Genomic DNA, 25,272 nt, shown 5'->3' on the forward strand with positions numbered 1-25,272 from the left:
TTACCTCTCAGGGCAGCGGCGGCAGGGCTGACAGTCGTGCGGCGAGGATCTCGATCAGTTTGCGCAGGTTGGCAGAGTGCGAGCGACGACGGTTCCACAGGACGGATATCGAGAACTGGGGTGCGTTGTGGATCGGCCGGATGACAAGATTGCTGCCAACCGGGCCGAGGGTCGTGACGTAGTCGACAAGGACGATACCCATAGCTTCGTTCGCCAGCGCCAAGGCAGTGTCGGAAAAGCGCGCAACGGCACGGGTGTTGACCTTCAGCTTCTCGCGGCTGAGGAAACGATCAACGATTGTCTGATGGGCACCCCCGGCGGCAAAGCTGATGAAATCCACGTCGGCAAGATCCGTTGCATGGATGACGGGACGGGCCGCAAGGCTATCGCTCTTGGGAATGACGGCGACCAGATCGACGCGCCCGACATGTTCCCTTTCGATCAGCGGATGGTCCAGCGATGCAATCGTCACCACCGCTTCACCGCGGCCGGTAATCAGATATTCCTCGATCTGGTCGACCGGCAGCACGTCGAAGAACAACTCGATACCCGGCACTTCGACGGAGAGCGTCCGCAGCGCCTGCGGAACCAGCGCCCGCGCCACGCTGGCCGTCGAACCGACCCGAAACACGGCGGTTTCGCCGCGCGCGATACGGCCGATCTGCGTTCCGACACCGGTCAGCTGGCGGATCAACGGATCGATTTCCGCGTATATTTCCAGCGCCTCGGACGTCGGCACCAGCCCGTTACGATCACGGGCGAAAAGCGCGATTCCAAGCAGGTCCTCAATCCGGCGGATCGTGCGGCTGAGCGCCGGTTGCGATATGGTGAGAACCTTGGAGGCGCCGGTGATCGAACGCGCCTGCATTACCGCATGGAAAACCTCCATCTGGCGCAGGCTCAGCAATCCGTCGGTGGTGGCCGGCACCCTGTGCTGGTGGTCGTCGTTCTCAGCGGGCATCGGTGATTTTCCCAAGGAAGGCCAGCAACCTCTCGATCATCTGGTCAGCCGCCGTTTCGGGCAGCAGATGTCCGCCTGGAAGACCCTCGCATTCTACCGAGACCGCCCAGTCAGCCCAGATGTCGAGCGGCGTGCGTCCGCCACCGTAGAGCCGGCCTTGTTCGGAGAGCACCAGCACCGGCGCCTGTATCTTTCGACCGGAGTTGCGATCGGCAAGGTCGTCTGCCTCGTCCACCGACGCGCCAGCCCTGTAGTCTTCGCACATCGCATGACGGACCTCGTCACTGTCGAAGGCCATCCGGTAGTCTTCCAGCGCCGCAGGATCGATCAGGCGGATGTCGCCGGCCATCTTGGCGAGCGTCAAGTCGATAAGAAAACGCGGATCGGCCGCCATCAGCGTTTCAGGCAGCGGTGCGGGTTGCGCCAGCATGAACCAGTGCCAGGCGCCAAGCCCGAAAGCCTTGCCTGCCCCTTCCCACATTTCCGGCGTCGGCACGACGGTGACGGAAACCAGTGCGCGCACCTCCTCCTCGAAATCGAGCGCGAGCCGATAGGCAACCCTTCCGCCGCGATCGTGGCCGACGACGACGAAGCGGTCGTGCCCAAGGGCTCGCATCATCTCGTGCAGGCTCTTCGCCATCCGGCGCTTGGACCCCATATCCATGAGCGTCCCGGTGACCCGGCTATCGCCGTAACCCGGCAGGTCGGGCACGACCACGGAATAGGAAGCAGCGAGCACGGGCGCGATCCGGTGCCAGGCCGAACGGGTTTCCGGATAGCCGTGCAGCAGCAGGATGGCAGGGCCGGAGCCTGAGGTGAGGACGGCGAAATCGACATCAGCCGTCTGGACGCGACGGTCCTTGAACCCCGGGAACAGGGCGTTTGCCGGTCTACTCATCGGTTTTCGCTCCTGCTTGCGTGTTTGTCACAGCTGCCGCGATTTCTCGGAGCGCGGTTATTAGGCTGTCGACGCCTTTCTGTCTTGGACGACGGTCGCAGACGTGAACATAGGCGGAAACGCTGGCGCTGTTTTCGATCGGTATTGCCACCAACCCATGGACATCGCAGTCGATTGCCGAAAAGGCATCGAGAACGCTGATGCCGATACGTTCGGCGACGAAGGCGAGAGCGGCGTCGACAAAATGGACGTAGACCGCCGTTTTGCGCGTCTCGCCCCAGCGCTGATAGGTCTGATCGATCAGAAGACCGTGCGTCGTGGTCGCGCCAAACGAAATTAGTTGTTCGTCCGAAAGATCCGCTGGCCTGACGGACCGTCTACCTGCCAGCGGATGGCCAGCAGGCACCACGCAGACCAGGCCAGCGGTGGCGATCGGGACAGTCTGGATAACCGGATCGTTAACCTCCGCGATCGTCGCGACGCAGGCCCCTTGGCCAAAGAGGAGGTAGTCACGCACATCGCGCTGCGACAAGGAATCGCTGTAGAAAGTGCCGGCGGTGCCTTGCTGCTGCAAGCGCTTCAGTGCCTTCGGGATCAGCCGGGCGCCAAGGCTTGGCGTGGAGCCGAAGCGGAAGGTGGACGCGTCGCCCCGGGCAATCGAGTAGATGACATCGGACAGAATTTCCGACTGCTGATGAACATGCTCGACCTCGGCAAGAATGAGTTCGGCCTCCTGCGTCGGGACCAGCCGGCCGGAGATGCGGGCAAACAGCGCGATGCCGAGCTGGTCCTCCAGACGCTTGATCGCGGTCGACAGGCTGGGCTGAGAAACGCCGAGATGTCTTGCGGCAACCGTCAGCGAACCCGTCGCCATGATCGTCCGAAAAATCTCGATCTGCCGTTCCTTGAGCTTGGGGTTCGGCATCCGCCACGGGTCTCCGTCCTATAAATCCGGGTTATACCCTGGTTCGGAAACTGTATTGGCGTCAATACCCGCGGCCGCCTATCGTCGCCTTTATGCTCGCAACCGCAGTGAGCATCATCGATTGAGATCCATAGGATGAGCATTATGCGTGGTGGTCGATATGATGTCGTGGTAGCCGGAGGCGGTGCAGCCGGCATGAGCGCGGCGGTGGCCGCATCCCGGTTTGGCGCACGAGTTCTGCTCGTCGAGCGGTACGGCTTCCTCGGCGGCGCAGCGGCAAACGCGCTGGTGCTTGCCTATTGCGGCTTCTACCAGAAAGGCCCCGAACCGGTCTTTGCCGTGCGCGGCATAGGTGCGGATCTCTTGCACACCCTCGGCACGCTCGGCCAGGAGGTCGCGCCGATCAGGTCGAGCAGCGGCAACTGGATCGTCATGCTGGATCCGGAGGCAATCAAGTTCGGCTTCGACCAGATGACCGACGCTGCCGGTATCGACGTGTTGCTGCACTCTCGCGTGACAGCCGTCGCAACCGGCTCGGACGGCCTGACCGCAATCACCGTGACTGACCACGCCGGTTGCTACGAGATCACTGCCGCCGCATTCGTCGATGCCAGTGGCGAGGCAGCGCTCGCATCGCTCGCCGGGTTCGAAATGACAGTCAACAGCATGGCAGGCGACAAGGTTCAGCCGGCCTCATTGCCGGTTCGCATCGGCGGAGTAGCGCCAGGGGTTTCATTCGACCGGGCGCGGATGGCAGACCTGATTGCAAGGCACAACGAGAGCGGCGATACGCAAATCCACCGTGCAGACGGGGGCGTTATGCTGCGGCTTCCGACATCGAACGACTACTGGTGGATGACGATCGACCTCGACACGGACGGTTTGAGCGGCGCAAGTCTTGGATCAGCGGAACGCCAGGCACGACGAGAAGCGTGGCGAAACCTTCAGTTGCTGCGGCAGCTACCGGGCTTTGAAACGGCCTTCATCGCAGCGACCGGACCGCAGATCGGCATCCGCGAAACGCGCCGGACACGGTCGCGCAACGATCTGACCGGTGCAGCCCTGGCAAAAGGCGAGCGGCGCGAAGACGGTATCGGCCGCGCAGCCTGGCCGATGGAGGTTCACGAGGCGCCTGGGAAAGTTCGTTTCGTCTATCTTGGGGGAGAAGGATTTGCAGACATCCCGATGGGATCGATCGAGGCTGCCGGAGCTTCCAATCTTTTCCTCGCGGGCCGCGTCGCCGGGGCCGATCAGGCAGCCTATGGTTCGCTGAGGGTGATGGGAACCGCTTTCGCAACAGGGCATGCAGCCGGCGTTGCCGCAGCATTGCGCGCCTCGAGCGCAACAGTTTCGGCCGACGACGTGCGGGCAGCGCTTACGCTCCAGGGCGCGTTGATTTGAAATCCTGCAGGTTCACTGGCGGCCGGAAATCTTCGGGGCAACAATGACTTTGATCACCGCAGTGCCGGGGCCGCGTTGAGTTCAACACGGCCACGGCGTTTATCGTCGCGGAAACAGGAACCGTTTTACCCGCGAGCGCAAAGATCAGGGCTTGCAGGTCTGTACAGCGCCGGGGAGCGTGCACCAGTCGGCATACCAGGTGTCGAACAGCGTCAGCTGGGCTTCCACATAGCCGCGCTGGCTGTCGCTGAGCACGTCCGTTTCGATGAAGTTCAGCGCATATTCTGCGTCGCCCTTCAGGACCATCATGTGCTTGAAGTAGAGAACCAGATCCGGGCCTTCATCGAAGGAGGAAAGCACGCCGAGCGCTTCTTCCAGTTCCTTGGCGCGCAAGCGTGCATCCGCGTTACCCGTGGCCGCGGCTTTCGCGAGGTTGCACAGATGCAGCACTTCCCTGGGAAGAACGTTGCCGATGCCTGTAATGGCGCCGGTTGCGCCGCAATTGACGTAGCCGTGGTAGACGGCCGTATCGACGCCGATCATCAAAGACACGCCGTCATCGCGGCTGGTAATGGTTTCGGCCGCATAGCGCATGTCGGCCGGACCGCCGAATTCCTTGAAACCAACAAGGTTGGGGTGTTCCGCGCGAAGCGCGAAAAACAGATCGGCGCGCGTGGCAAAGCCGTAATAGGGGCTGTTGTAGATGACCGCAGGCAGGTCCGGTGCAGCGGACAGGATTGCCTTGAAATGCGCCTTCTGGGCGGCGATCACAGAGCCGCGCGACAGAACCCGCGGGATGACCATGAGACCGTTTGCGCCGACCTTCTGGGCGTGTGCGGCAAGCGCGACGGCAGATGCGGAGTTGATCGCGCCAGTGCCGACAATCACGGGGATGCCAGCCTCAACCAGGCGCGAGACGCCTTCCATGCGCTGCGCATCTGTGAGCAGGGGCCAGTCGCCCATGGATCCGCAATAGACCACTGCCGACATGCCCGTTTCGATCAACTGCTGTGCCTTACGGACCAGCGCGTCAAAATCCGGCATGCGGTTTGCGGTGCACGGTGTCATCAGCGCCGGAACGACGCCCGAAAATATGCTTGCAGTCACGGGAAGCTCCTTCGTTTCGGCGCACGGAAACGCGCCCCTGTCCCTATCGACGAGCAGCATAGCGTCTTCTTCAATCTTGTCGACAAGAAAAATACAAGGACCTACAGGAGGATGTCGAGCCTGTCATGGCGGGTGAGCAACCGCTCGATCTGGGCTTCGATCTGCTCACTGTGAGCGCGGCCGAGCCTGTCCGCGGCCTCGACGTCTCGCGCTTCGATCGCCGCGATGATTTCTTCGTGTTCGTCCACAAAGCGGGATGGCAGCCGATCATCATAGGATTGGTAGTAGAGACGCAGCATTCTCCGCCCTTCGCCCAGCAGACGCTCAAAGAAGCGCGCATAGTATTCATTGCGGCCAGCCGCAGCGATCGCCGCGTGAAAGTCCGCATTGGTTGCGATCATGGCCAAGGCGTCCTGGGCTTCGACAGCCGCTTTGAATTCTGCCTGATGAGCTCGAATGATGTCGAGGTCACCTGCCTTGTGGTGCTGCGCGGCGAGCCGCGTCGTGACCCGGTACATCAAACCCAGCGCATCGAAATAGGCGTGCATGCCGAGAAAGTCGATGTTCGACACCATGGTCGACCGGTTCGGCAGGGTCTCGATCAGCCCCTCTCCGGCAAGCCGCACCAGAGCTTCACGGATCGGCGTGCGCGACATGCCGAACCGCGTTGCCAGTTGAACTTCGTCGATCGCACTTCCAGGGGCGAGGCGAAGATCAAGGATTTCATCCCGCAAGAGGTCATAGACCTGCCTCGCGCCGGACCCCCTCTTGCGCTCCAGCGCATGATTTTGATTGCTGTCGTCCATGCCGGCACCCACAAAGTTTTTATCTGTCATTCATGCACTACTGCATCCTCTCCTCGTCGTCAGCCCGTCCGGCAATTCGAACGAAAGTCTTGACGACCGTCGCCAGCAGCATATTCATCGCCCAACGCTACCGCTACGCCAACTGCGCACGCTCAAAGATCTCACCCCTCGCGTAGGCCCCGCCCGCCGAACAGCGCTTTCAGGAAAGTCCCAGCATGAGTGCCCCTGCCTACATATCGTTCGAACAGTCGCTTGCCGGTTTTGACAATATTGCTGCCGCGGTTCCGCCGATCTCGAAGGAGGAACTGAACGCGCGCATAGCCAAGCTGCAGGGGCTGATGCGCGACGGAGGCGTCAAGGCGGTCTATCTCGATACATCGACGAGCCTCACCTATTTTACCGCCATGACGCTCGGGGCGAGCGAACGCATGCATGGTGCGATCATCCCTTCGCGCGGCGCTCCGATCTATATCAGCCCAGCCTTCGAGGAGCCGAAGACCCAGACGCTAATCACGATCCCCGGCGAGATCGCGGTCTGGGAGGAGCATGAGGATCCGGCCCGTTTGGTCGCTGACCTGATCTGCAGCCTTGCCGCAGACGGGAACATTCTGGCCTTCGATCCGGCGACGCCATTCGCATTTTCCAGCCCGATCACCACGCATCTCGGCGACCGCCTGACGGTTACCGGCGCCAAGGACTTGATTGCCCAGTGCCGGCAGATCAAGTCGGCGAACGAGATCGCGATCATCCAGGCCGCGATGACCGCGAGCCTTCGTGTTCACAAGGCCGTCTGGGAAGGTCTCTACGAGGGCGTGAAGACAACGGAAGTCACCGATTTCATTGCCGCTGCGCATGCCAAGCTCGGTATGAAACACATCTTTGCCGCTGCGCAGTTCGGCGAAGCGACCGCCTATCCGCACGGCGTTCCCTACGCGCAGACGCTGAAGGCGGGCGACATGGTGCTGATCGATCTCGGCGCGCATATCCACCGCTACTGCTCTGATATCACCCGCACTTATGTCTTCGGAGAGCCGACGGAACGGCAGCGCGAGATCTGGTCGCTCGAACAGAAAGCCCATCGCGCCGCCTTTGACGCGGCAAAGATCGGGATCGCCTGCGAAGAGGTTGATTTTGCCGCCCGCAAGGTGCTGACCGATGCCGGCTACGGTCCCGACTATCAGGTTCCCGGCCTGCCGCACCGGACCGGACACGGGCTCGGCATGGACATGCACGAAGACCCCTACATCGTTCGCGGCAACAAGACACCTCTTGCTCCAGGCATGGTGTTTTCCGACGAACCGATGTTGGCACTCTACGGGGAATGCGGCGTCCGCCTGGAAGACATCATCTACATGACCGAAGAGGGCCCCGCCTTCTTCACGCAGCCGTCGTCCTCTCTCGAGCGGCCGTTTGATTGACGAGGCGAGTCTATCCGAGGGCGTGAGCCGGGGCCGGCGTCACCTGTGTCGGCCGGCGCAGCCTTCTAGCCAGTCGTCATCCTGCGCAGAACATTTGTTTTCCAATAGAACTGGTGGACAAGAGCGCCCAGCACATGGCCGGAGATCAGCACCCATAAGGCGACTTTGAGGACATCGGCATGCAGTTCCCCTGCACTGCCGTAGCCAAGATAGTATGCAGCCATGCCAGTCAGCGGCATTGCGACGAGCAGAATGTAGAGCGCGGCATGCGCGGCTGTGGCAGCCATCCGAAAAATCGGGGGTTCCTGCGGCGGGGATGCCGGAACGCCACTGGTGAAGCGGATGATCAGGCGAAGCACGACGAGAGCCAGAATAGAAATGCCCACATAGGCGTGAATATTGGCACTTGCCACTTGGTCGGCAGAGGCCATCCCGTCTCGCTCCATACTCCGGTTCCAGTCGCTCATGCCATCGGGCAGGACGAGGTTGAAAGTGACGAGCGCAGCGGTAAGCCAATGCAGGACGCGTTGAGATACGGAAAATGATAGAGGTCTAGACGTTGTCATTGGTGATCCTTCCATCGTGGTTGTCTCAGACGTCGCATGGGGCGGTCGGATGTGAGCGTCGACGGGGCATTGGGTTTGATCATCGAGATCGCTTGGTGCGGGGACTTCAGTCTCACACGCACCGTTTCATTCCTTCGGTTGTCACGATGATCGACTAGAGGCCGAAGCTGACATTGAACTGAAGGCGGTCAGGGTCATTTCCCAACGCCTGCCTCCGCTGCCATGACGCGGTCTCGAAGCGTTTTGCGACTGCATCAGGTAGAGAGACCCAGCCGCCACGACGGTCCGTTCCGGACGGCCCGAACACCGTGCCGGTCACCGTGGAAAGGTTCATCCGCGCGAGCCGTTGCGGTCACGGATAGAGTTACACGGGGTGAAAGACCGATCATTCAAAGCGTATGCGAAAGCAGAAGAAAAACAGACGCCGTGTTCAGGGGAGTCAATCCAAAAGTTCGCGTAAGACCGTCGCGAGCTCCCGAGCAGTATGTGGTTTCCGCAACCATCGTCCTGACTGAGCCAGTTCTTTACCTGCGATGGTTGGCTCGGCGTATCCGGACGTGAACAGAACCTTTATCGTCGGCTTTGCCATCCTCACTTGATCCGCAAGCTCGTTGCCTGTCATGCCGCCTGGCATGACGATGTCGGTAAAGAGGAGCGAGATGTCATCGTGCTTTTGGAGAAGTTCGAGCGCCTGAATTCCAGTTGCTGCTTCGATGATTTGGTAGCCGAGGTCTGCAAGCCGTGCGACCACCACTCGACGTACCCTCGGATCGTCTTCGACGACCAAAAGCTTTTCCCGGCCTCGGGGCAACGGAGCGGTTTCTGCCGTGTCGAAATGCGTGATCTCTTCGTCAGCTTTTGACCGGGCGGAAGGCAGAAAGAGCCGGACGCTCGTTCCCTGCCCGGGCTCGCTGTAGAGCTGGATGTTTCCACCGGATTGCTTGGCAAAACCGTAGACCATACTCAAACCCAGACCTGTCCCGGCACCAAGGCCCTTCGTTGTGAAGAACGGGTCAAAAGCCTTTTCGCGAACCTCGGCCGTCATTCCCGAACCCGTGTCCGTTACTGAGATCAAGACAAAGTCACCAGTCCTTACCGACGGATAGGTTTTCGCGTAGTCAGCATCGAGTTTGACGCTGGAGATATCGATCGTCAGCCTTCCGCCTTTTGGCATAGCGTCGCGCGCATTTATCGCCAAGTTCAGGATGGCATTCTGAAGCTGCGATCCATCGACCGAAGCCTCGATGGCCGCGCCTGATATAACCGTGCGAAGCTCAACGGCTTCTCCAAGGGTTCTGCGCAACAGGTCCGAAAAGCCGCCGACGAGTTGCCCTATGTCCACCGTTCTCGGATTGAGGCTTTGACGCCGTCCGAATGCGAGAAGCTGGCTCGTCAGTTTGGCACCGTCATCTGCCGCGCTTTGCGCCTCACGCAGGAGCACTCGAAGCTTTGGATCCTCAAGCTTGTTGTCAATCATTTCCAGATTGCCGCTGACCACGGTCAGAAGATTGTTGAAATCGTGAGCCAAACCGCCGGTCAGCTGGCCGATTGCCTCCATCTTCTGCGATTGGCGCAGTTCTTCCTCTATCTTGTGTCGGCTCGTCAGGTCCCGGATGAAGCCCGTAAAGATCCGCTTGTTGCGGGTTGCTGCTTCGCCCACCGAAAGCTCCATCGGAAAGGTCGAGCCGTCCTTGCGTCGTCCGGTCACAACCCGGCCATATCCGATGATGCGCCGTTCGCCGGTCGTCAGGTAATTGGAAATATAGCTATCGTGCGCCGCTCGGTCGGGGTCGGGCATCAAAACCTTGACATTCAGTCCGCAGACTTCTGCTGCCTTGTATCCGAACAGCCGTTCCGCAGCCGCGCTGAACGACGAGATGATGCCCGCTTCATCAATGACGACCATCCCGTCAGGAACGGTATCCAGGATAGAAAGCTGGTGGGCCTCGCGCTCGGCGACGGTTTCCTGCATCACTTTCATGGCCGTGACATCGTTGTTTGTCTGGACCACGACCTGCTCGGCCGAGCCCAGCGGCGACAGAAGAACCCAGTGGGTCGCAATGAAGAGAGGGCGGCCATCCTTGTGGTGATGGATGACTTCGCCGCTCCAAGACTGCGCAGCCAAGAACCGGTTTCTTTGCTCTTCAACAGATTCAGGGAACTGCGTGCTAAGAAGCTCGTGAACCTCTTGGCCAACGGCCTCGATGCGTGACCATCCGTAAAGGTTTTCGCATCCTGCAGTCCAGCTGCGGATGATACCATCCGTTCCGTGAACAATGATGTTTGCCGCATCCAGCAAGCCTGTAACAGCAGAAAGCTGTCGTTCGAGCTCATCTCGACTGCCTCTATATGACATAGCTTTCCCATGATCGCACGCTCAGTGGGACCGTCCCCCGCGGACGATCGTTAACCGGGGCTCGCGGGAACGATCATCTTCATCTCCGGCCATCTGCGCAAGCAGAACCGGACGGCAGATCGTTATCGCGTTTCGAGCCGCCACACCGTCGATTTGGATGGCACCCTTGCCGATGAGCTTTGTCATGGTGCGCGAGACTGTTTCGATTGTCAGTCCAAGGTAATCGGCTATGTCCTGCCTCCCCATGGGAAGCTCCAGCGTGGTCCGGTTGCCTGAGGAAGCCGCTTGGCGCCGGAGTGTCGCCAGCAGAAAGGAACAAAGGCGTTCCTCCGCGTTCTTGGATGACAGGAGCACCATCTGATCCTGCGCTGCCGCCATCTCGTCGGAGACCAGAGCGAAGAGCTGTGGGCGCAAGTGATCACTCTCGGTCACCGCTGCATCGAACCGGCGTCGTGACAATCGCCTCAGGGTTACAGACGTCACCGCCTCGGCACTGTAGAGATAACGCCCGCCAAGCGAGATGCCGACGATATCGTTTGGATAGAGGAAGCCGGTAATCACCCGCCGTCCGTCGGCGATGATCCGAAAAATTCTCAACGTACCTTCGAGAATTTCGAAAACATCGACCGCATCGTCGCTCTCAAAGAAAAGCGCTTTTCCCGCTGTCAAATGTTCAAACGGCTGCTTGCAGAACAGGCTGTGAAGGCTGGTTTGGTGATGGACTGCGTGAAGAGCAGTCGTCCCACTTTCATAATTCTGAGTTGTACTGAGCATAACCGTGCCTCCAATCTCGATGCGCGCAGTTGACTCGCGTGGCGTGACGGGCGGATGCTGTTTCCGTGACAATCTATGGAATTGCGTAACACATTGTAACAGGAGGGGATAATGGCGCGGCAAAATCCTGCGACAGCTCACATCCTCATCGTCGATGATGATGTGAGGATCACTCAAATGTTGAAGCGATATCTCAACGAAGAGGGTTATTTAACCAGCGAGGCCAAGGACGGTGAGGAGATGCGCCTGCAACTTGCGCACACACAGGTCGATCTCATCCTGCTGGACGTCTCTTTGCCCGGAGGGGCCGATGGTTTTGATCTTGTTCGGGAGGTGCGAGCGGCGTCCGATACCCCGATCATCATGCTGACCGGTCGAAATGACGTTGTGGACCGGATCATCGGGCTTGAGATGGGCGCCGACGACTATCTCGCGAAGCCGTTTAACCTCAGGGAGCTGCACGCCAGGCTGAAAGCCATTCTGCGCCGGCGAAACGTGCAACCTTCCGAGCAGGAAGAGACCGACAAGATCGTCCATTTCGACCGCTGGGCTCTGAACCTTACGCGACGCGAGCTGTCATCAGCGGAGGGCGAAGGTATCCATCTGACAACAGGCGAATACGACCTTCTTGCTGCCTTTGTGGCCCATCCAGGACGCGTGCTGTCGCGAGATTTCTTGCTAGAGGAAACAAAAGGGCGTCATCTCGATGCCTACGATCGGGCAATCGACGCTCAAATCGTCCGGATCCGGCGCAAGGTGGAGATCGACCCCAAACAGCCGCAAATCATTCGCTCCATCCGGGGCGTCGGCTACATGTTCGCCGCACGCGTCAGCGTGGCGAAGGTTGCTTAGAGGGCGATAGGTCATACGTTAAACCGGCCCGCGGTACCTTGAAAGTCGAGGTGTCGCCCAGAAGCCAGTGGTCGGTTTTGGCGACGGGCCAGACGTGGATGCGATTGCATCCTTCCTCTGCAGCGCGGTGTTTCGCATACTCCAACAAGCGCCCTGCCACGCTGTGCTCATTGAGGAGACTTACGGACGCGAGAACAGGAACTTCCAGCTGTTTGCTCAAGCCACTTTGCGGGCTGACAAATACCAGGGAAATCCCGCGGACAACCCCTGCCGGGTCGATTACAGTAAGCCAATTTCTCCGGAGGTCTTCTGTGGAAGTCGCTGCCTGCCACTCGGCAAGATCAATGTTCGGAAAGAGATGCCGCACAATTGCGTAAGCACGAGCAACGTCCGAGGCTCGAAGTGCACTGACCGTATAGTCCGCATCCATCTCCATCCCCCCGTTGCACCGATAATCTTTGGTGGACCGGCTGAGCCTGCATTGACGGCGGTCAACGCAACGACTGCAGATGTCGAAGGGTCAGCGCGGGTGAAGAAAGACGCAATATGGACGCTGAAGCGCCTTCTTCAGCGCGTAGCCTGAGGATCGAAGGAGAGCGCAAGGATGTGCTTATCCATTCGCCCGATGAACCTGGAAGGCATGCCTGCTCGGAAATCAGGCGACGGTCTTCAACTGGTCCTCTGCCAACATCTGCTGCGCCACAAACACCTGACCCGCAATGGCTCAACGATCAACGCCCCGTTGCATTGCGCTTTATCAATGAGAGCCGCACCATTCCGGGTGAAAGAGTTACCGGAGGCGAGCCACCGAGAACGACCGTTTTGAACACGCGGCCCCAAAGAGCCCAGCCATGCGGTCGCGGGACTACTGAATGATTGCCATTACAGCGCCGTGTCGAGCCGCGGGCTGCAAGAGGACGTGAAACAAGGACGCCTTTATGACGGACAAGCTTCTCCTCACCTTCAATGCCGGATCTTCATCCGTGAAAATCGGCATCTTCAGAGTGGACGGTGAAAGGCCTGAGCGGATCGGCAAAGCCGTGGTCGATTTTGCAAGCGACCCCGTGTCGCTGCATCTGAAGGAAGGTCCGGCGCAGTTCGAACTGTCGCTGGAAGGCGCTTCCGGCGACGATCTTGCCGGCCTGATGGACAAGGTGTTCGGGGAACTGAGTGCCCATTTCGATCTCGACGCCGTCACCTCCGCCGGTCACCGCATCGTCCATGGCGGCGACGTCTTCGACGGTCCCGTGGAACTGACGACCGCGACTGCTGCGAAGGTTCGGTCGTTGACGGCACTTGCGCCACTCCATCAGCCCCAGGCGCTGCGGATGATCGAAGCCGTCCGGCACCTGCGCCCTGATTTGTTCCAGACCGGTTCCTTCGATACGACTTTCCATGCGACACAGTCCGACCTCGTGCGGCGTCTCGCAATTCCGCGCGCCTATCATGACGAGGGTATCAAGCGGTACGGCTTCCATGGACTGTCCTATCGCTACGTCGCCGGTGCACTGGCCGCCAAGGCGCCCGGTATTGCGGACGGCAAGGTCATCATCGCCCATCTGGGCAGCGGCGCCAGCCTCTGCGCCATCGAAAACGGTCTCAGCCGCGATTCCAGCATGGGCTTTTCGACGCTGGACGGAATCCCGATGGCAACGCGACCCGGCTGGCTTGATCCCGGTGTGCTGCTGCATTTTCTGGGGCCGCTCGGCAAGTCGGTCGAAGACGTGGAGGACATGCTCTACCACAAGTCCGGCCTGCTGGGTGTCTCAGGCCTTAGCGGCGATACGCGCGAGCTCCTGGAGAACGACAGTGAAGAAGCGCGGGAGGCAATCAATCTCTTCACACTGAGGATCGCCGGCGAGGTCGGGAGGCTTGCATCCACGCTCGGCGGGCTCGACGGCCTCGTCTTCACCGCCGGCATTGGCGAGAACCAACCGGAGATCCGCAGGCGTATTACAGACCAGCTTTTGTGGCTGGGCGTAGAGCTGGACGGTTCGGCCAATCAAAACAACGCACTCACGATCAGCACCGCGGCAAGCCGCGTTGCCCTTCATGTCATCGCTACGGATGAAGAACAGATGATCGCAGAGGAGTGCCTGTCCGTTTTTCGCGCGAGGGAACATCCCGCCACCTGACGACACCCCGGAGGCGTCGCTCCCAGTCACGACAGTAATTTTCGATCACTCGCCCTTTCGAAGGAGCAAGAAGATGCAGCTACGTAACAACCTGCCCGTCACGCCCGAGATCAGCACCGAGGAGCTGACGCTCATCGACCGCTATTGGCGGGCGGCAAACTATCTCTCCGTCGGGCAGATTTATCTTCTCGACAACCCACTGTTAAAGGAGCCCTTGAAGCCGGAGCATATCAAGGCACGGTTGCTCGGCCACTGGGGCACGACGCCCGGCCTCAACTTCATCTATGCGCATCTCAACCGGATGATCCGCAACCGCGATCTCAGCATGATCTATGTCTGCGGACCCGGCCATGGCGGTCCCGGCATGGTGGCGAGCACCTATCTCGAGGGCACCTATAGCGAAATCTATCCGGACATCTCCGAGGATGCCGAAGGTATGCGGAAACTGTTCCAGCAGTTTTCCTTCCCTGGCGGCATTCCGAGCCATGCGGCCCCGGAAACCCCGGGCTCGATCCATGAAGGCGGCGAACTCGGCTACGCTCTGGTGCATGCCTATGGCGCAGCCTTCGACAATCCCAACCTCATCGTCGCCTGCGTCGTCGGCGATGGCGAGGCAGAGACCGGACCGCTTTCCGCAAGCTGGCAGTCGAACAAGTTCCTGAACCCCGCCCGCGACGGTGCGGTGCTGCCGATCCTGCATCTGAACGGCTACAAGATCGCCAACCCAACGCTTCTCGGCCGCATGGCCGACGAAGACATCGAGCACCTTTTCCGCGGACACGGCTACGAACCGTTTTTCGTGGAGGGCCATGAGCCTGCCGATATGCACCGGCAGATGGCTGCGGCATTCGAGACGGTTTTCGATCGCATCCGCACGATACAGGCCGAAGCCCGCGACGGTACGGTGTCCGAAGGCTTCCCACGCTGGCCGATGATCGTGTTTCGCAGCCCAAAGGGCTGGACGGGACCAAAGGAAGTCGACGGCAAGAAGGTCGAGGGTTTCTGGCGCGCGCACCAGGTGCCGGTCTCCGGCTGCCGCGAGGACGACGAGCATCGCAAGGTCCTTGAGGACTGGATGCGGAGCTACAATCCGGACGATCTGTTCGACGCCAACGGCCGGCTGAAGGAGGAATTGCGGGCGCTTTCGCCCGGCGGCGAACGCCGCATGGGTGCCAACCCCCACGCCAATGGCGGCCTTTTGCGCAAGGAACTCATCGTCCCCGACATCCGCGACTATGCGGTTCCCGTAAGGACGCGGGGCGCCGACATGGTGCAGACGACGGAGATCCTCGGGAAGTATCTGCGCGACGTAATGAAGCGCAACGACGCGAATTCGAACTTCCGCATCTTTGGTCCGGACGAAACGGAATCGAACCGGCTCGGCAATGTCTTTGAGGTCACCGACCGCGTCTGGATGGAGAAGATCGAGCCCTACGACGTGCATCTGTCCCGCGACGGCCGGGTGATGGAGGTGCTTTCAGAGCATCTCTGCCAGGGCTGGCTGGAAGGTTATCTGCTGACCGGCAGGCATGGCCTCTTCTCCTGCTACGAGGCCTTCATCCACATCATCGATTCGATGTTCAACCAGCACGCCAAGTGGCTGAAAGTGTCGAGTGAACTGCCATGGCGCAAGCCAGTCTCTTCGCTCAACTACCTGCTCACCTCGCATGTCTGGCGGCAGGACCATAACGGCTTTTCCCACCAGGACCCGGGCTTCCTCGATCTCGTTGCCAACAAGAAGGCGGATATCGTACGCATCTACCTGCCGCCGGATGCCAATACTCTGTTGTGGATCGGCGATCACTGCCTGAAGACCTGGGACCGCGTCAACGTGATCGTTGCCGGCAAGCAACCTGAACCGCAATGGCTGACTATGGACGAAGCGATCCGGCATTGCGAGGCCGGCATCGGCATCTGGGACTGGGCTGGCAACGAGGACGGTGCGGTCGAACCCGACGTGGTGATGGCCTGCGCCGGTGACGTGCCGACGCTCGAGACGCTGGCGGCGGTTTGCCTGCTGCGGGACGCGATCCCGGAACTCAGCATCCGCGTCGTCAATGTCGTCGACCTGCTCGCCCTGCAATCGCAGGACCAGCATCCCCATGGTCTCTCAGACGAGATGTTCGACGGTCTGTTCACCACCGACAGGCCGGTGATCTTCGCCTATCACGGTTACCCCTACCTCATCCACCGGCTGACCTACAAACGCACCAACCACCAGAACATCCATGTTCGAGGCTTCATCGAAGAAGGGACGACGACAACTCCATTCGACATGACGGTGCTGAACGAACTCGATCGCTTCCATCTCGCGATCGAGGCGATCGAACGCGTACCCGGTTTGAAGGACAAGGCAGGCAGCGTGATCGCGAGGCTTGAGGACAAGCTGGCGGAACACACACGCTATGTCCGCGAACATGGCGAGGACATGCCGGAAATTCGCGACTGGAAATGGAAAGCCTCCAAGACGGTCGGATAAGAGGCCGGACATCAAACGAAGCAGCCCGACCTATCACGCTCGCGCTGCTTTGAGCGGAAGCACCAAGTCCCCTTGACCACGATCAATGCCCTTTCCTGCGAGTGGAAGACTATCCGGTCTCACACTCAAAACTCGGGGACACGATGACGACATTCTCATTTGAGCAGCGGCAGCAGCGCGAGACGAAGTTCAAGGCGATCCTCCTCCAACGACAGCAGTATCTGCAAACACGCCTCGAAAAAATCGAGCATGACTTTGAACAACCTCGTAATCGCGACGACGACGATCGTGCGGTCGAACGCAACAACGACGAGGTTCTGGATGAGCTCGGCGAGGCGGGGCAAACGGAGCTGTTGGCGATCGAGGCCGCCCTTCACCGGGTAAAGGAAGGCACTTTCGGTATCTGCGCCAAATGCGGCAATGCCATCAGCGACCAACGTCTCGACGTCGTCCCGCACACGCCGTTCTGCCAATCCTGCGCACACGCGCTTCAGCATCTCTAGACCGCCCTATGGCGGCGTTACGGGCGAAGGCGTGAATTCTGGCAGTGGCTGCGTCTCGGGCGCCTTGCGTTGCGAAAGATCAAAGGTCTCCAGCATCGCATCTGTCAAAGTGAATAAAAGCTGCGAGAGGATTGTTTGATGTTGGTCAGGGACTTCATGACACAGAGGCCGATCTGCGTGTCGGCGAACACGAGTATCAAACATGCGATCCAGCTGATGCTCGATCACAAGGTCAGCGGTCTGCCGGTGATCAGCGACGATGGTCAAGTCGTCGGGATGCTGACGGAAGGCGATCTCTTGAGTCGGAGCGCCTTCAATCTCGGCCCGCAGTCTCCACCGAAAGACCCTGACGATAGTTTCTTCGAAAATTACGTGCGAGCGCACGGCACCACCGTGGCAGATTCCATGACAAAGGACGTTATCTCCGTCTCGCCACAACAATCGCTTGCGGATGTTGCAGCGCTTGTCAGGACGCATGGTATCAAACGGTTGCCCGTTCTTCAGTCGGAAAGGCTCGTGGGGATCATCAGTCGGAGCGATATCATACGGGCCGTGACTGCAAACCGCGATGCGGTGGCAAAAGGAGATGTCGCGTTGCGGCTTGCAGTTTTGACGCGGCTGCGCTCGGAGCTCGGCCTCGAGCCAGAGCGACTTACAGTTGAGGTCAGGAATTCGATCGTCGAGATCTTCGGCCCTGTCCCCTCGCCTGCGCAAAGGCGTGCCATGCAAGTCGTCGCAGAAAGCGTTGCTGGTGTAGCCGGCCTGATTTTCGAAACCAACTGCGTTGAGACACTGGACCACTGACGCGACGTTTGCCTTGTCCAACGCCTTTCGGTTGTCCAAATAGGCAGGCGTAGGCGGCGACCGCCCCTCAAAACGAAGACGACCATGCGCGAGCGATTTCGTACGGTCCGCCTGCGCAGGCACTGTTCGGCTCAAAATCCTGGAGGTGAGACTGGCATCTCCGGTAGTCCGACAACCAGAACCTGATCGATCACCTTGGTGACACCCAGAGTGTTCTCAGCCGCGACCCGCGCAGCCGTCTTCTCGCGTGCATCCAGTACCCTGCCTTCCAGTGTGACCACAGTCGCGTCGACGGCCACCATGATGGTGTCAGCCCAGCGTTGCCGGTCATATTCAGCCTCAAGTCCGGCTTTGATATCCGCGTCGATCCGATCGACGGCGGACGCTGACATCTGTCGGATCAGGGTGCGCATGATGTCGGCTCGCGTGACGATGCCGACAAGCTTGTTATTTTCGACAACCGGCAGGCGTTTGATGCCGCGATCGCCCATCAGGTTCGCGGCATCTTCGACGGTTATCCATGGCTCGACCGTGATCGCCGGCGAGGACATGACTTCGCTCACCTCTTTCCCGAAAGCTTTCGCGTAATCCTCCGCCAACGCACCGCGTGACGAAAACAGCCTACGCCACATCCCGGGCGAAGCCTGCGACCGAAGCTCCCCGCGTCGCAGGAAATCGCTTTCACTGATCACGCCCAGTACCTGCTCGTCATTATCGATCACCGGCAGACCGCTGAACCCGCAATCCAACATGGTGTTGGCCGCCTCCCAGATCTTGGCGTCTGGGTGAACAGAAATCGGATCTGCCGTCATGATTGATCGCACGGTCTGCATGGTTTTTTCTCCCTCGTTGTGGGGAGGTTAAACCCGCGGCTGGGGCCGTCCTTGATCTTCATCAACGATCACCGCTTCGAGCGCCCCAGTCCGGGCAACGCGCGTGCGAAGAGGCCGGTCTGAAGATAATGGTCCTGTTCGGTCTCCCGAAAGCGCTTTCGTACCCATCGATTGACAAAGATCATCGCCATCTCTTCCGAGGCTTCTAGGCTTGCTTCATCCAAAACCTCTGAAATGGATGGAGCCAACCATGTCGTTCAAAACTATTCTTGCTGTCGTCGGTGAACACGGCGCCAACGCCGATATTGCCAAGGCCATCGAGCTGACAATTGAGTCAGACGCGCATCTTTCGATCATGGTCATCGGCACGGCGTTGCAGCCGATCACGTCCGACTACCCCGTGGGGACCGCCTGGCTTGAGCAACGGCAGGAAGAGATAAAGGCGCTGGTCAACGTCAAGACGGCCGCCGAGGCGCTGTGCAGCCAGAGCGCCATTTCCTTTGATATCGATCACTTTTACGACGACAATTTCATCCTTCAGAGCAATATCGGCGTGCGCGCCATGTATGCCGACCTCGTCATTCTCGGCAACAGCGTCCGGCGCGAAAGAGGGTTGCGACGTCTTGTGGTCTCGGCGGCAGCCTTTGACGCCCGCACGCCGATCCTGCTGATCCCTTCCAAGGGCAACATCACTTTTCCGCCCAAAAATGTTCTTCTCGCCTGGAATTCCAGAGCGGAATCCGCAACAGCCGCCAAGGACGCACTGGATATTCTGAAACGAGCCGATGCCGTGCATGTCGTTCTCGTCGATCCGGATGGTGCCTACTTCAAAAACGGGGGCGAGCCTGGCGCAGACGTTGCCGCATTTCTCTCGCGACATGGCATCAAGGTTGTCGTCGAACAGCTGGCGAGCGGCGGCCGAGCAACGGAGGACATTCTCACGCAGCATGCATTGGAGACCGGCTGCGACATGATCGTCATGGGAGCCTACGGCCATTCGCGGCTGCATGAACGTATCTTCGGCGGTGTGACGGCAACCTTGCTGGAATCTTCGGATTTTCCGATATTCATGGCCCGATGAGCGGCTGTCACGCACAGTCTCCGAACCTTAGGGGCATCGGCTGCGGTCGGGCCTCTCGTTCCGTCCGGCGCGTTGACGGCCTCACGGCCGTCGCGCGGCCGATGGTTCTCGTGGTTCAGGGCTTGGTCCGTCCAGCACGTTCCCGCGTCGCTGACCCGGTCGATCCTATACAAATCGTCTCGGCGGCAACCGGGGTGGGAATACCGCACTCTTAAGATTGCAATCCTGATCATGCGATCGGTCCCTGGTAGCGGATCCCGGTGACGGTCCCCTGCCTTAACAACAGGCGCTTGAAGACGAGGATGACTATGCCCCTGGAACACTGGCTCCGGCCGTTACGGCCCCTTCTCGTCGCGGCCCCGATCATCGGGCTGACAATTGGATTGATCGCCTGGCACGGCGGATTTCAGGATCTCTATGTCACATCGCTGGCGCTTGCGACCGGCCTCGTCATGGTCGCCCTCGTTGCCCAGATCATCGCGCGGATTGGCGCCGGTGAAATCGGTTTGGATGTCATCGCGCTTCTCTCAATGGGCGGAGCCCTACTTTTTGGCGAATACCTTGCGGCGACGATCGTGGCCTTGATGTATTCCGGCGGTCAATATCTCGAGAATGTCGCCGAGGGCAGAGCCCGACGCGAGATGACCGCGCTTCTTTCGCGTGCACCTCATGTGGCAACGAGGCGCCGTGAAAGCCAGATGGAGGAAGTGTCAGTCGATTCCATAGCAGTTGGCGACTGCCTTGTTGTTCGGCGTGGCGATCTGGTGCCGGTCGACGGTACCGTGAACGACGGGGAGGCTGTTCTTGACGAGTCCGCACTGACAGGCGAACCGCTGCCTGCCAAGAAACGCCCGGGCGATATCGTCATGAGCGGGGCCGCCAATGTCGGTGACCTCTTTAATATGACCGCCACAAAAGCAGCCTCCGACAGTACCTATGCGGGCATCTTGAAGCTTGTTGAGGCGGCCCAGCAGAGCAAGGCGCCGATGGCCCGCATGGCAGACCGGTATGCGTTGGTCTTCCTGACCGTCACAATCGCAATCGCTTTGCTGGCTTGGTGGATTTCCGGGGATCCCGTCAGGTCCGTCGCTGTCCTCGTGGTCGCAACACCCTGCCCACTCATCCTCGCCGTACCGATCGCTTGGGCTGCTGGTGTCTCAAGGGCGGCAAGCTCCGGTCTTCTGATCAAGGGGGCAAAAATCCTTGAAGAGCTAAGCATGATCCGGACGCTGGTGCTCGACAAGACAGGGACGCTGACCGATGGCAGACCGACCCTGCGAGAAATTTCTACATCTTGGCCGGAGGACGAGTTTCTGCGCCTCGTCGCCTCGCTCGATCAGGCATCGAGCCACGTGGCCGCCAAGGCGCTGGTTGATGCAGCGCATGCCCGGAACTTGAGCCTTGTTTCGCCGGAACAGGTGAGGGAGGAACCCGGCGAAGGAATTGCTGGGACGGTTGGCGACAGAAAGGTTGCCATCGGTGGCATCAACTTCATCGCCTCGGCCTACGGCGTTGAAATCAACGACGCACACACACCGGGAACCATCGCCGCAGCGGTCGCGATCGACGGGAAATTTGCCGGCATCTTGTTGTTTTCGGATCAACTGAGGGCGGGAGCTGCTTCGGCGTTGAACGGTTTCAAGGCAATTGGGGTAACGCGGATCATTCTGGCCACGGGCGACCGCGCGATCGTCGCACGCCAAATCACCGCCGGCCTGCCTTTCGATGAGGTCAGAGCCGACCTCTCGCCAGGCCAAAAGATCGACATCGTCAAGGATGAAAAGACACGCGCGCCGGTGATGATGATCGGCGATGGCGTGAATGACGCGCCTGCCCTTGCTGCAGCGAATATCGGACTTGCCATGGGTGCGCATGGCTCAGCTGCCGCCATCGAGTCGGCCGATGCGGTTCTGTTGGTCGAGAGGCTCGACAGGATTGTGGAGGGCATCGCGATTGCGCACGCCTGTCGACGGATCGCGCTACAGAGTGTTTTTGCGGGCATCGGTCTATCGGTGGGCGCGATGGTCCTCGCCGCAGCGGGGTATTTGACGCCGGTGCAAGGTGCACTGTTTCAGGAGATCATCGATATCGCCGTCATCCTCAACGCCCTGCGTGCCCTGAGAATCCGACCTTCCGCCTCGCGTCTGTCATAACGCGATTGGCGTCGCGCCTGTCTATTCTACCGCCACTGCTTGGTTTGGCTTGGATCGACGACCCGATCTACAGAGGCGGCAGTTCTCAGCTGCTCTCACCTTCAATCAGGTCCATGGGCCATACCAAACGTTTGACGGCATCAGGGTAGTGCAGCTTGTATTCCGGCATGACAGATAACAGACCCTCGGCAAGGCTTATGCCGAGATCGCGAAGAGAAAGACTGAAGCAGGTCAGGCTTGGTTTGAGAAACTGGGCCTGCGGGCTCTGCCGCCCGATGATGGCGATGTCCTTGCCGGGCATCAGCCCGACCTCTTCCAGCCCACGGTAGAGCCCGGTCACCAACGTCTCGTTGACAAGGACAACAGCCGTCGGACGGGTTTCGCAGTCCATGATCTGACGAGCCACGCCATAGCCACCCGTTTCGCTCGGCGTGGCACGAAAAATGTGCTCCGGCGAAAGCGACAGATTGTGCCGGGCAAGAACCTCCTGGGATCGGTGAACGAACAGATGGCCGAGGTTCAGATCACCATTCGGCCAGATCAGGCCGATGTGCCGGTGACCGCTTTTCACAAGCCGCTCGATGGCGACCTCCGCCATGCCCTCGAAATCCAGATCGATCCAAGGCTGGCCGACATCGGTCTGGCTTCGCCCCAAGGTGATGAAGGGAATATTGTGGCGAGCGAGCAGTTCAAAACGCGCATCGTGGAGACGGGTGGCAGAGAGAATGACAGCATCCGCGAAGCCACGCGCGACGACGCGCTGAAGATAGGCGTCCGGGTCTTGGTCGGATGAACACAGCAGCGCGACGAGATCGAGCTTGTGACGGGCAAGGACGGTTTGCACGCCGTCAAAGACACTCATAAAGAACGTGTCGCCCTGGCCGGTAATTTCGGGTCCCGTCTGCATCATGAAGCCGATGACGCCTGTCGACCCCTTGCGCAGAGAACGCCCCGACTGGTTGGCGACATAGCCCAGTCTGGTGGCCGCTTCGAGAACCCGGCGCCGCGTCTCTTCATTCACGTCCGCCTTTCCGTTCAAGGCGCGGGACACAGTTCCTATTGATATATCTAGATAATTTGCCAGCTGGCGAATGCCCTTCATGAACTGCCTTTCCGCGGACCCGAATGCGTCGCCCAAAACAATATTGACAAATTCTGGCTCCTGTCCATACTACCGTAAACGTTTACGGAAAATCGGAAGAGGAGTTTCGATTTCCGTAAGGAGGAGGATACCAGTGACATACAATGCTGTTTTGTGTGGATGCGGAGCTATGGCCAAAGGCTGGCTCCGGGCGGTGCGGGACACGCCCCACATCAAAGATGCCATAGAAATCGTTGGCCTCGTTGATCTCGACCGAGCGACAGCTGAGGCGCTTGCAACCGAATTCAATCTTCTACAAGCGGTTATCGGGACGGATCTGGAAGTTGTTCTCGCGGAGACCAAGCCAGACATCCTGTTGGATGTCGTCATCCCCAACGCTCGCCATTCGGTGGTAAGGGCCGGTCTGGCCCATGGCTGCCACGTCTTAAGCGAAAAGCCGATGGCAACCTCCATGGAGGAAGCACAGGATCTGCGCCGTGCCGCCAGCGCAGCGGGTCGTATTCATGCCGTCGTTCAGAACCGACGTTTCATTGCAGGCGTCCGCCGCATGCGTCGTCTGGTCGAAAGCGGCGCGATCGGCGAGGTCACGGGCATTCATTCCGATTTCTTCCTCGGCCCACATTTCGGTGGCTTTCGAGAAGAGATGGAGAATGTCCTGCTCCTCGACATGGCGATCCATACGTTTGATGCAGCGCGTTTCGTGTCCGGCAAGGCGCCCCTCTCGGTCTATTGTGTTGAAACCAATCCGGCCGGCTCATGGTACGCCCATGGCGCTGCGGCCAATGCGATTTTCCGTTTCTCGGACGATGTGGTCTTTACCTATCGAGGTTCCTGGTGTGCCGAAGGCGAGCGCACCAGCTGGGAAAGCGCGTGGCGCATTGTCGGCTCGAAAGGCATGCTGACCTGGGATGGCGAAGACACGTTTAGGGCTGCCGTTGCCGGGAACGAACCCGGCCTCCTCCCGGGCTTTACGTCAATCGACGTCCCTGCCCCTGCCAGAGACGAGGAAACCCACGGCCACGCCAGCGTGATCGCCGATTTCCTCGATGCCATCAGCACCGGGCGCGAACCCGAAACAGTCAACCACGACAATATCAAAAGTCTGGCCATGGTGCTTGGCGCCATCGAAAGCGCCAAGTCGGGCCAATCCGTCGACATTTCAGCATAGGGACCGTGACATTGATCAACCAGCAGGAAAAATTCATTCGCATCGGCACCATGGTCAGCGCCTCGAAGGGGCAGGCTGCAGAACGCATTTCGCAGATCGCCGACATGGGGTTTGAAAGTTTCGAGCCCTTTTTCTGGCAGACGACCAATGGTCAGGACATTGCCGAGCTCGGCAAGCGCTGCCGCGAGGCGATTGGAGATCGCGACATTACGATGTCGACACTTGGCATGTTCGGTAACCCGCTCGAAGAGACCGACATGGACCTTCAGACGTTGCAGGGTTGGAAGGATTGCATCGACAACGCCCACCATTTTGGAGCGACGTGCGTTGCCGGCTTTACTGGCCGCATCCGCAACAAGCCCCTGCCCGACAGCCTTCCACGTTACAAGCAGATTTGGAGTGAGCTGGCCAAGCGGGCGGCGGACAAGGGTGTGAAAATCGCTTTTGAGAACTGCGCCATGGACGGCAACTGGGCGACGGGCGACTGGAATATCGCTCACAATCCGGATGCCTGGGAGCTGATGTTCAACGAGACCCCCGATGACAATATCGGGCTTGAGTGGGAACCCTGCCATCAGATGGTCTACCTCATCGACCCACTGCCGCAGATCCGCAAATGGGCTTCGAAGATCTTTCACGTCCACGGCAAGGATGCGACCATTCGGTGGGACGTCATTCGCGAACATGGCATTTTCGGCAAACATCCGTTCGTTTTGATGCGCACACCCGGTTTCGGCGACAGCAACTGGACGGACATCATCTCCGAGCTGCGACTGGCGGGCTGGTCCGGCTCCATCGACATCGAAGGCTGGCACGACCCGGTCTATCGGGATGGGCTGGAGATGACCGGACAGGTTCGCGGTCTCAATCACCTGAAACAGGCGCGCGGCGGCGATTTCGTCGTCGACCCGGTTTAGATCGTTCAATGTTGGCGCGGCAAGGAGGAGGCC

The 25,272-nt window shown here is 59.7% G+C and carries 21 protein-coding genes; 11 read left to right on the forward strand and 10 right to left on the reverse strand.

The window, feature by feature from the left end; all coding sequences use genetic code 11:
- Positions 1 to 7: 7 nt before the first annotated feature.
- Genes ACQY1J_RS01850 through ACQY1J_RS01860 form a run of 3 tightly spaced genes read right to left on the reverse strand, consistent with a single transcriptional unit; the run spans position 8 to position 2,784 of the window.
- Positions 8 to 961 (reverse strand): LysR family transcriptional regulator, encoded by a 954-nt coding sequence (locus tag ACQY1J_RS01850; RefSeq protein ID WP_430249887.1) that lies wholly within the window; start codon positions 959 to 961, stop codon positions 8 to 10.
- Positions 951 to 1,859 (reverse strand): alpha/beta fold hydrolase, encoded by a 909-nt coding sequence (locus tag ACQY1J_RS01855; protein WP_062459919.1) that lies wholly within the window; start codon positions 1,857 to 1,859, stop codon positions 951 to 953. Before ACQY1J_RS01855 ends, ACQY1J_RS01850 begins: the two co-directional genes overlap by 11 nt.
- Positions 1,852 to 2,784: a LysR substrate-binding domain-containing protein gene (locus ACQY1J_RS01860; protein ID WP_062459921.1), complete on the reverse strand. Its 933-nt coding sequence runs from the start codon at positions 2,782 to 2,784 to the stop codon at positions 1,852 to 1,854. The genes ACQY1J_RS01855 and ACQY1J_RS01860 overlap by 8 nt, the downstream gene beginning before the upstream one ends.
- A 144-nt stretch (positions 2,785 to 2,928) precedes the next feature.
- Between ACQY1J_RS01860 and ACQY1J_RS01865 the strand changes: the two genes are divergently transcribed.
- Positions 2,929 to 4,185, forward strand: coding sequence for an FAD-dependent oxidoreductase (locus tag ACQY1J_RS01865; RefSeq protein WP_430249889.1), 1,257 nt, complete (start codon positions 2,929 to 2,931; stop codon positions 4,183 to 4,185).
- 144 nt (positions 4,186 to 4,329) lie between these two features.
- Here ACQY1J_RS01865 and ACQY1J_RS01870 read toward each other — a convergent pair whose 3' ends face one another.
- Complete coding sequence (locus ACQY1J_RS01870; RefSeq protein ID WP_092663450.1) at positions 4,330 to 5,292, reverse strand: dihydrodipicolinate synthase family protein; 963 nt, start codon at positions 5,290 to 5,292, stop codon at positions 4,330 to 4,332.
- Positions 5,293 to 5,393: 101 nt separating this feature from the next.
- Entirely contained in the window at positions 5,394 to 6,098 is a 705-nt protein-coding gene (locus ACQY1J_RS01875; RefSeq protein WP_062578394.1) for a GntR family transcriptional regulator, read from the reverse strand.
- A 215-nt stretch (positions 6,099 to 6,313) separates the two neighbouring features.
- On the opposite strand from ACQY1J_RS01875, the gene ACQY1J_RS01880 reads away from it, so the two are divergent.
- Positions 6,314 to 7,516: a M24 family metallopeptidase gene (locus ACQY1J_RS01880; RefSeq protein WP_430249891.1), complete on the forward strand. Its 1,203-nt coding sequence runs from the start codon at positions 6,314 to 6,316 to the stop codon at positions 7,514 to 7,516.
- 65 nt (positions 7,517 to 7,581) lie between these two features.
- On the opposite strand, the gene ACQY1J_RS01885 is transcribed toward ACQY1J_RS01880, so the two are convergent.
- The 3 genes from ACQY1J_RS01885 to ACQY1J_RS01895 form a co-directional block, all read right to left on the reverse strand.
- Positions 7,582 to 8,082, reverse strand: coding sequence for a cytochrome b (locus tag ACQY1J_RS01885; RefSeq protein ID WP_113166514.1), 501 nt, complete (start codon positions 8,080 to 8,082; stop codon positions 7,582 to 7,584).
- Positions 8,083 to 8,521: 439 nt separating this feature from the next.
- Positions 8,522 to 10,438 carry a PAS domain S-box protein gene (locus ACQY1J_RS01890; protein ID WP_430249893.1) on the reverse strand — a complete coding sequence of 639 codons (1,917 nt, stop codon included), beginning with the start codon at positions 10,436 to 10,438 and terminating at the stop codon, positions 8,522 to 8,524.
- Positions 10,439 to 10,459: 21 nt separating this feature from the next.
- Complete coding sequence (locus tag ACQY1J_RS01895) at positions 10,460 to 11,212, reverse strand: helix-turn-helix domain-containing protein (protein WP_082471767.1); 753 nt, start codon at positions 11,210 to 11,212, stop codon at positions 10,460 to 10,462.
- Between the two features lie 111 nt (positions 11,213 to 11,323).
- Here ACQY1J_RS01895 and ACQY1J_RS01900 point away from each other — a divergent pair, with 111 nt between their 5' ends.
- From ACQY1J_RS01900 to ACQY1J_RS01920, 5 genes are all read left to right on the forward strand, one after another.
- The gene (locus ACQY1J_RS01900; protein WP_430249895.1) at positions 11,324 to 12,064 is read left to right on the forward strand and encodes a response regulator; all 741 of its coding nucleotides are present in this window, start codon (positions 11,324 to 11,326) and stop codon (positions 12,062 to 12,064) included.
- Between the two features lie 938 nt (positions 12,065 to 13,002).
- Entirely contained in the window at positions 13,003 to 14,199 is a 1,197-nt protein-coding gene (locus tag ACQY1J_RS01905) for an acetate/propionate family kinase (protein ID WP_430249897.1), read from the forward strand.
- A 73-nt stretch (positions 14,200 to 14,272) separates the two neighbouring features.
- The gene (locus ACQY1J_RS01910; protein WP_430249898.1) at positions 14,273 to 16,678 is read left to right on the forward strand and encodes a phosphoketolase family protein; all 2,406 of its coding nucleotides are present in this window, start codon (positions 14,273 to 14,275) and stop codon (positions 16,676 to 16,678) included.
- Positions 16,679 to 16,821: 143 nt separating this feature from the next.
- The gene (locus ACQY1J_RS01915) at positions 16,822 to 17,181 is read left to right on the forward strand and encodes a TraR/DksA family transcriptional regulator (protein WP_082476380.1); all 360 of its coding nucleotides are present in this window, start codon (positions 16,822 to 16,824) and stop codon (positions 17,179 to 17,181) included.
- A 156-nt stretch (positions 17,182 to 17,337) separates the two neighbouring features.
- Complete coding sequence (locus ACQY1J_RS01920) at positions 17,338 to 17,985, forward strand: CBS domain-containing protein (RefSeq protein ID WP_430249994.1); 648 nt, start codon at positions 17,338 to 17,340, stop codon at positions 17,983 to 17,985.
- 131 nt (positions 17,986 to 18,116) lie between these two features.
- Here the strand turns inward: ACQY1J_RS01920 and ACQY1J_RS01925 are convergent, their stop codons facing one another.
- Complete coding sequence (locus ACQY1J_RS01925) at positions 18,117 to 18,818, reverse strand: CBS domain-containing protein (RefSeq protein ID WP_430249900.1); 702 nt, start codon at positions 18,816 to 18,818, stop codon at positions 18,117 to 18,119.
- A 250-nt stretch (positions 18,819 to 19,068) separates the two neighbouring features.
- Between ACQY1J_RS01925 and ACQY1J_RS01930 the strand changes: the two genes are divergently transcribed.
- Both ACQY1J_RS01930 and ACQY1J_RS01935 read left to right on the forward strand, forming a co-directional pair.
- Positions 19,069 to 19,899 (forward strand): universal stress protein, encoded by an 831-nt coding sequence (locus tag ACQY1J_RS01930; protein WP_092662899.1) that lies wholly within the window; start codon positions 19,069 to 19,071, stop codon positions 19,897 to 19,899.
- 302 nt (positions 19,900 to 20,201) lie between these two features.
- Entirely contained in the window at positions 20,202 to 22,052 is a 1,851-nt protein-coding gene (locus tag ACQY1J_RS01935) for a heavy metal translocating P-type ATPase (RefSeq protein WP_430249902.1), read from the forward strand.
- 85 nt (positions 22,053 to 22,137) lie between these two features.
- On the opposite strand, the gene ACQY1J_RS01940 is transcribed toward ACQY1J_RS01935, so the two are convergent.
- Positions 22,138 to 23,154 (reverse strand): LacI family DNA-binding transcriptional regulator, encoded by a 1,017-nt coding sequence (locus ACQY1J_RS01940; protein ID WP_062577848.1) that lies wholly within the window; start codon positions 23,152 to 23,154, stop codon positions 22,138 to 22,140.
- Between the two features lie 133 nt (positions 23,155 to 23,287).
- Between ACQY1J_RS01940 and ACQY1J_RS01945 the strand changes: the two genes are divergently transcribed.
- Positions 23,288 to 24,322, forward strand: a complete 1,035-nt coding sequence (locus ACQY1J_RS01945; RefSeq protein WP_430249996.1) for a Gfo/Idh/MocA family protein — start codon at positions 23,288 to 23,290, stop codon at positions 24,320 to 24,322.
- Between the two features lie 50 nt (positions 24,323 to 24,372).
- On the forward strand, positions 24,373 to 25,239 hold the full coding sequence (locus ACQY1J_RS01950; RefSeq protein ID WP_430249998.1) for a sugar phosphate isomerase/epimerase family protein: 867 nt from the start codon (positions 24,373 to 24,375) through the stop codon (positions 25,237 to 25,239).
- Positions 25,240 to 25,272 lie beyond the last annotated feature (33 nt).

Source organism: Neorhizobium sp. DAR64860/K0K1 (assembly GCF_050500205.1).
GTDB lineage: Bacteria > Pseudomonadota > Alphaproteobacteria > Rhizobiales > Rhizobiaceae > Neorhizobium > Neorhizobium soli.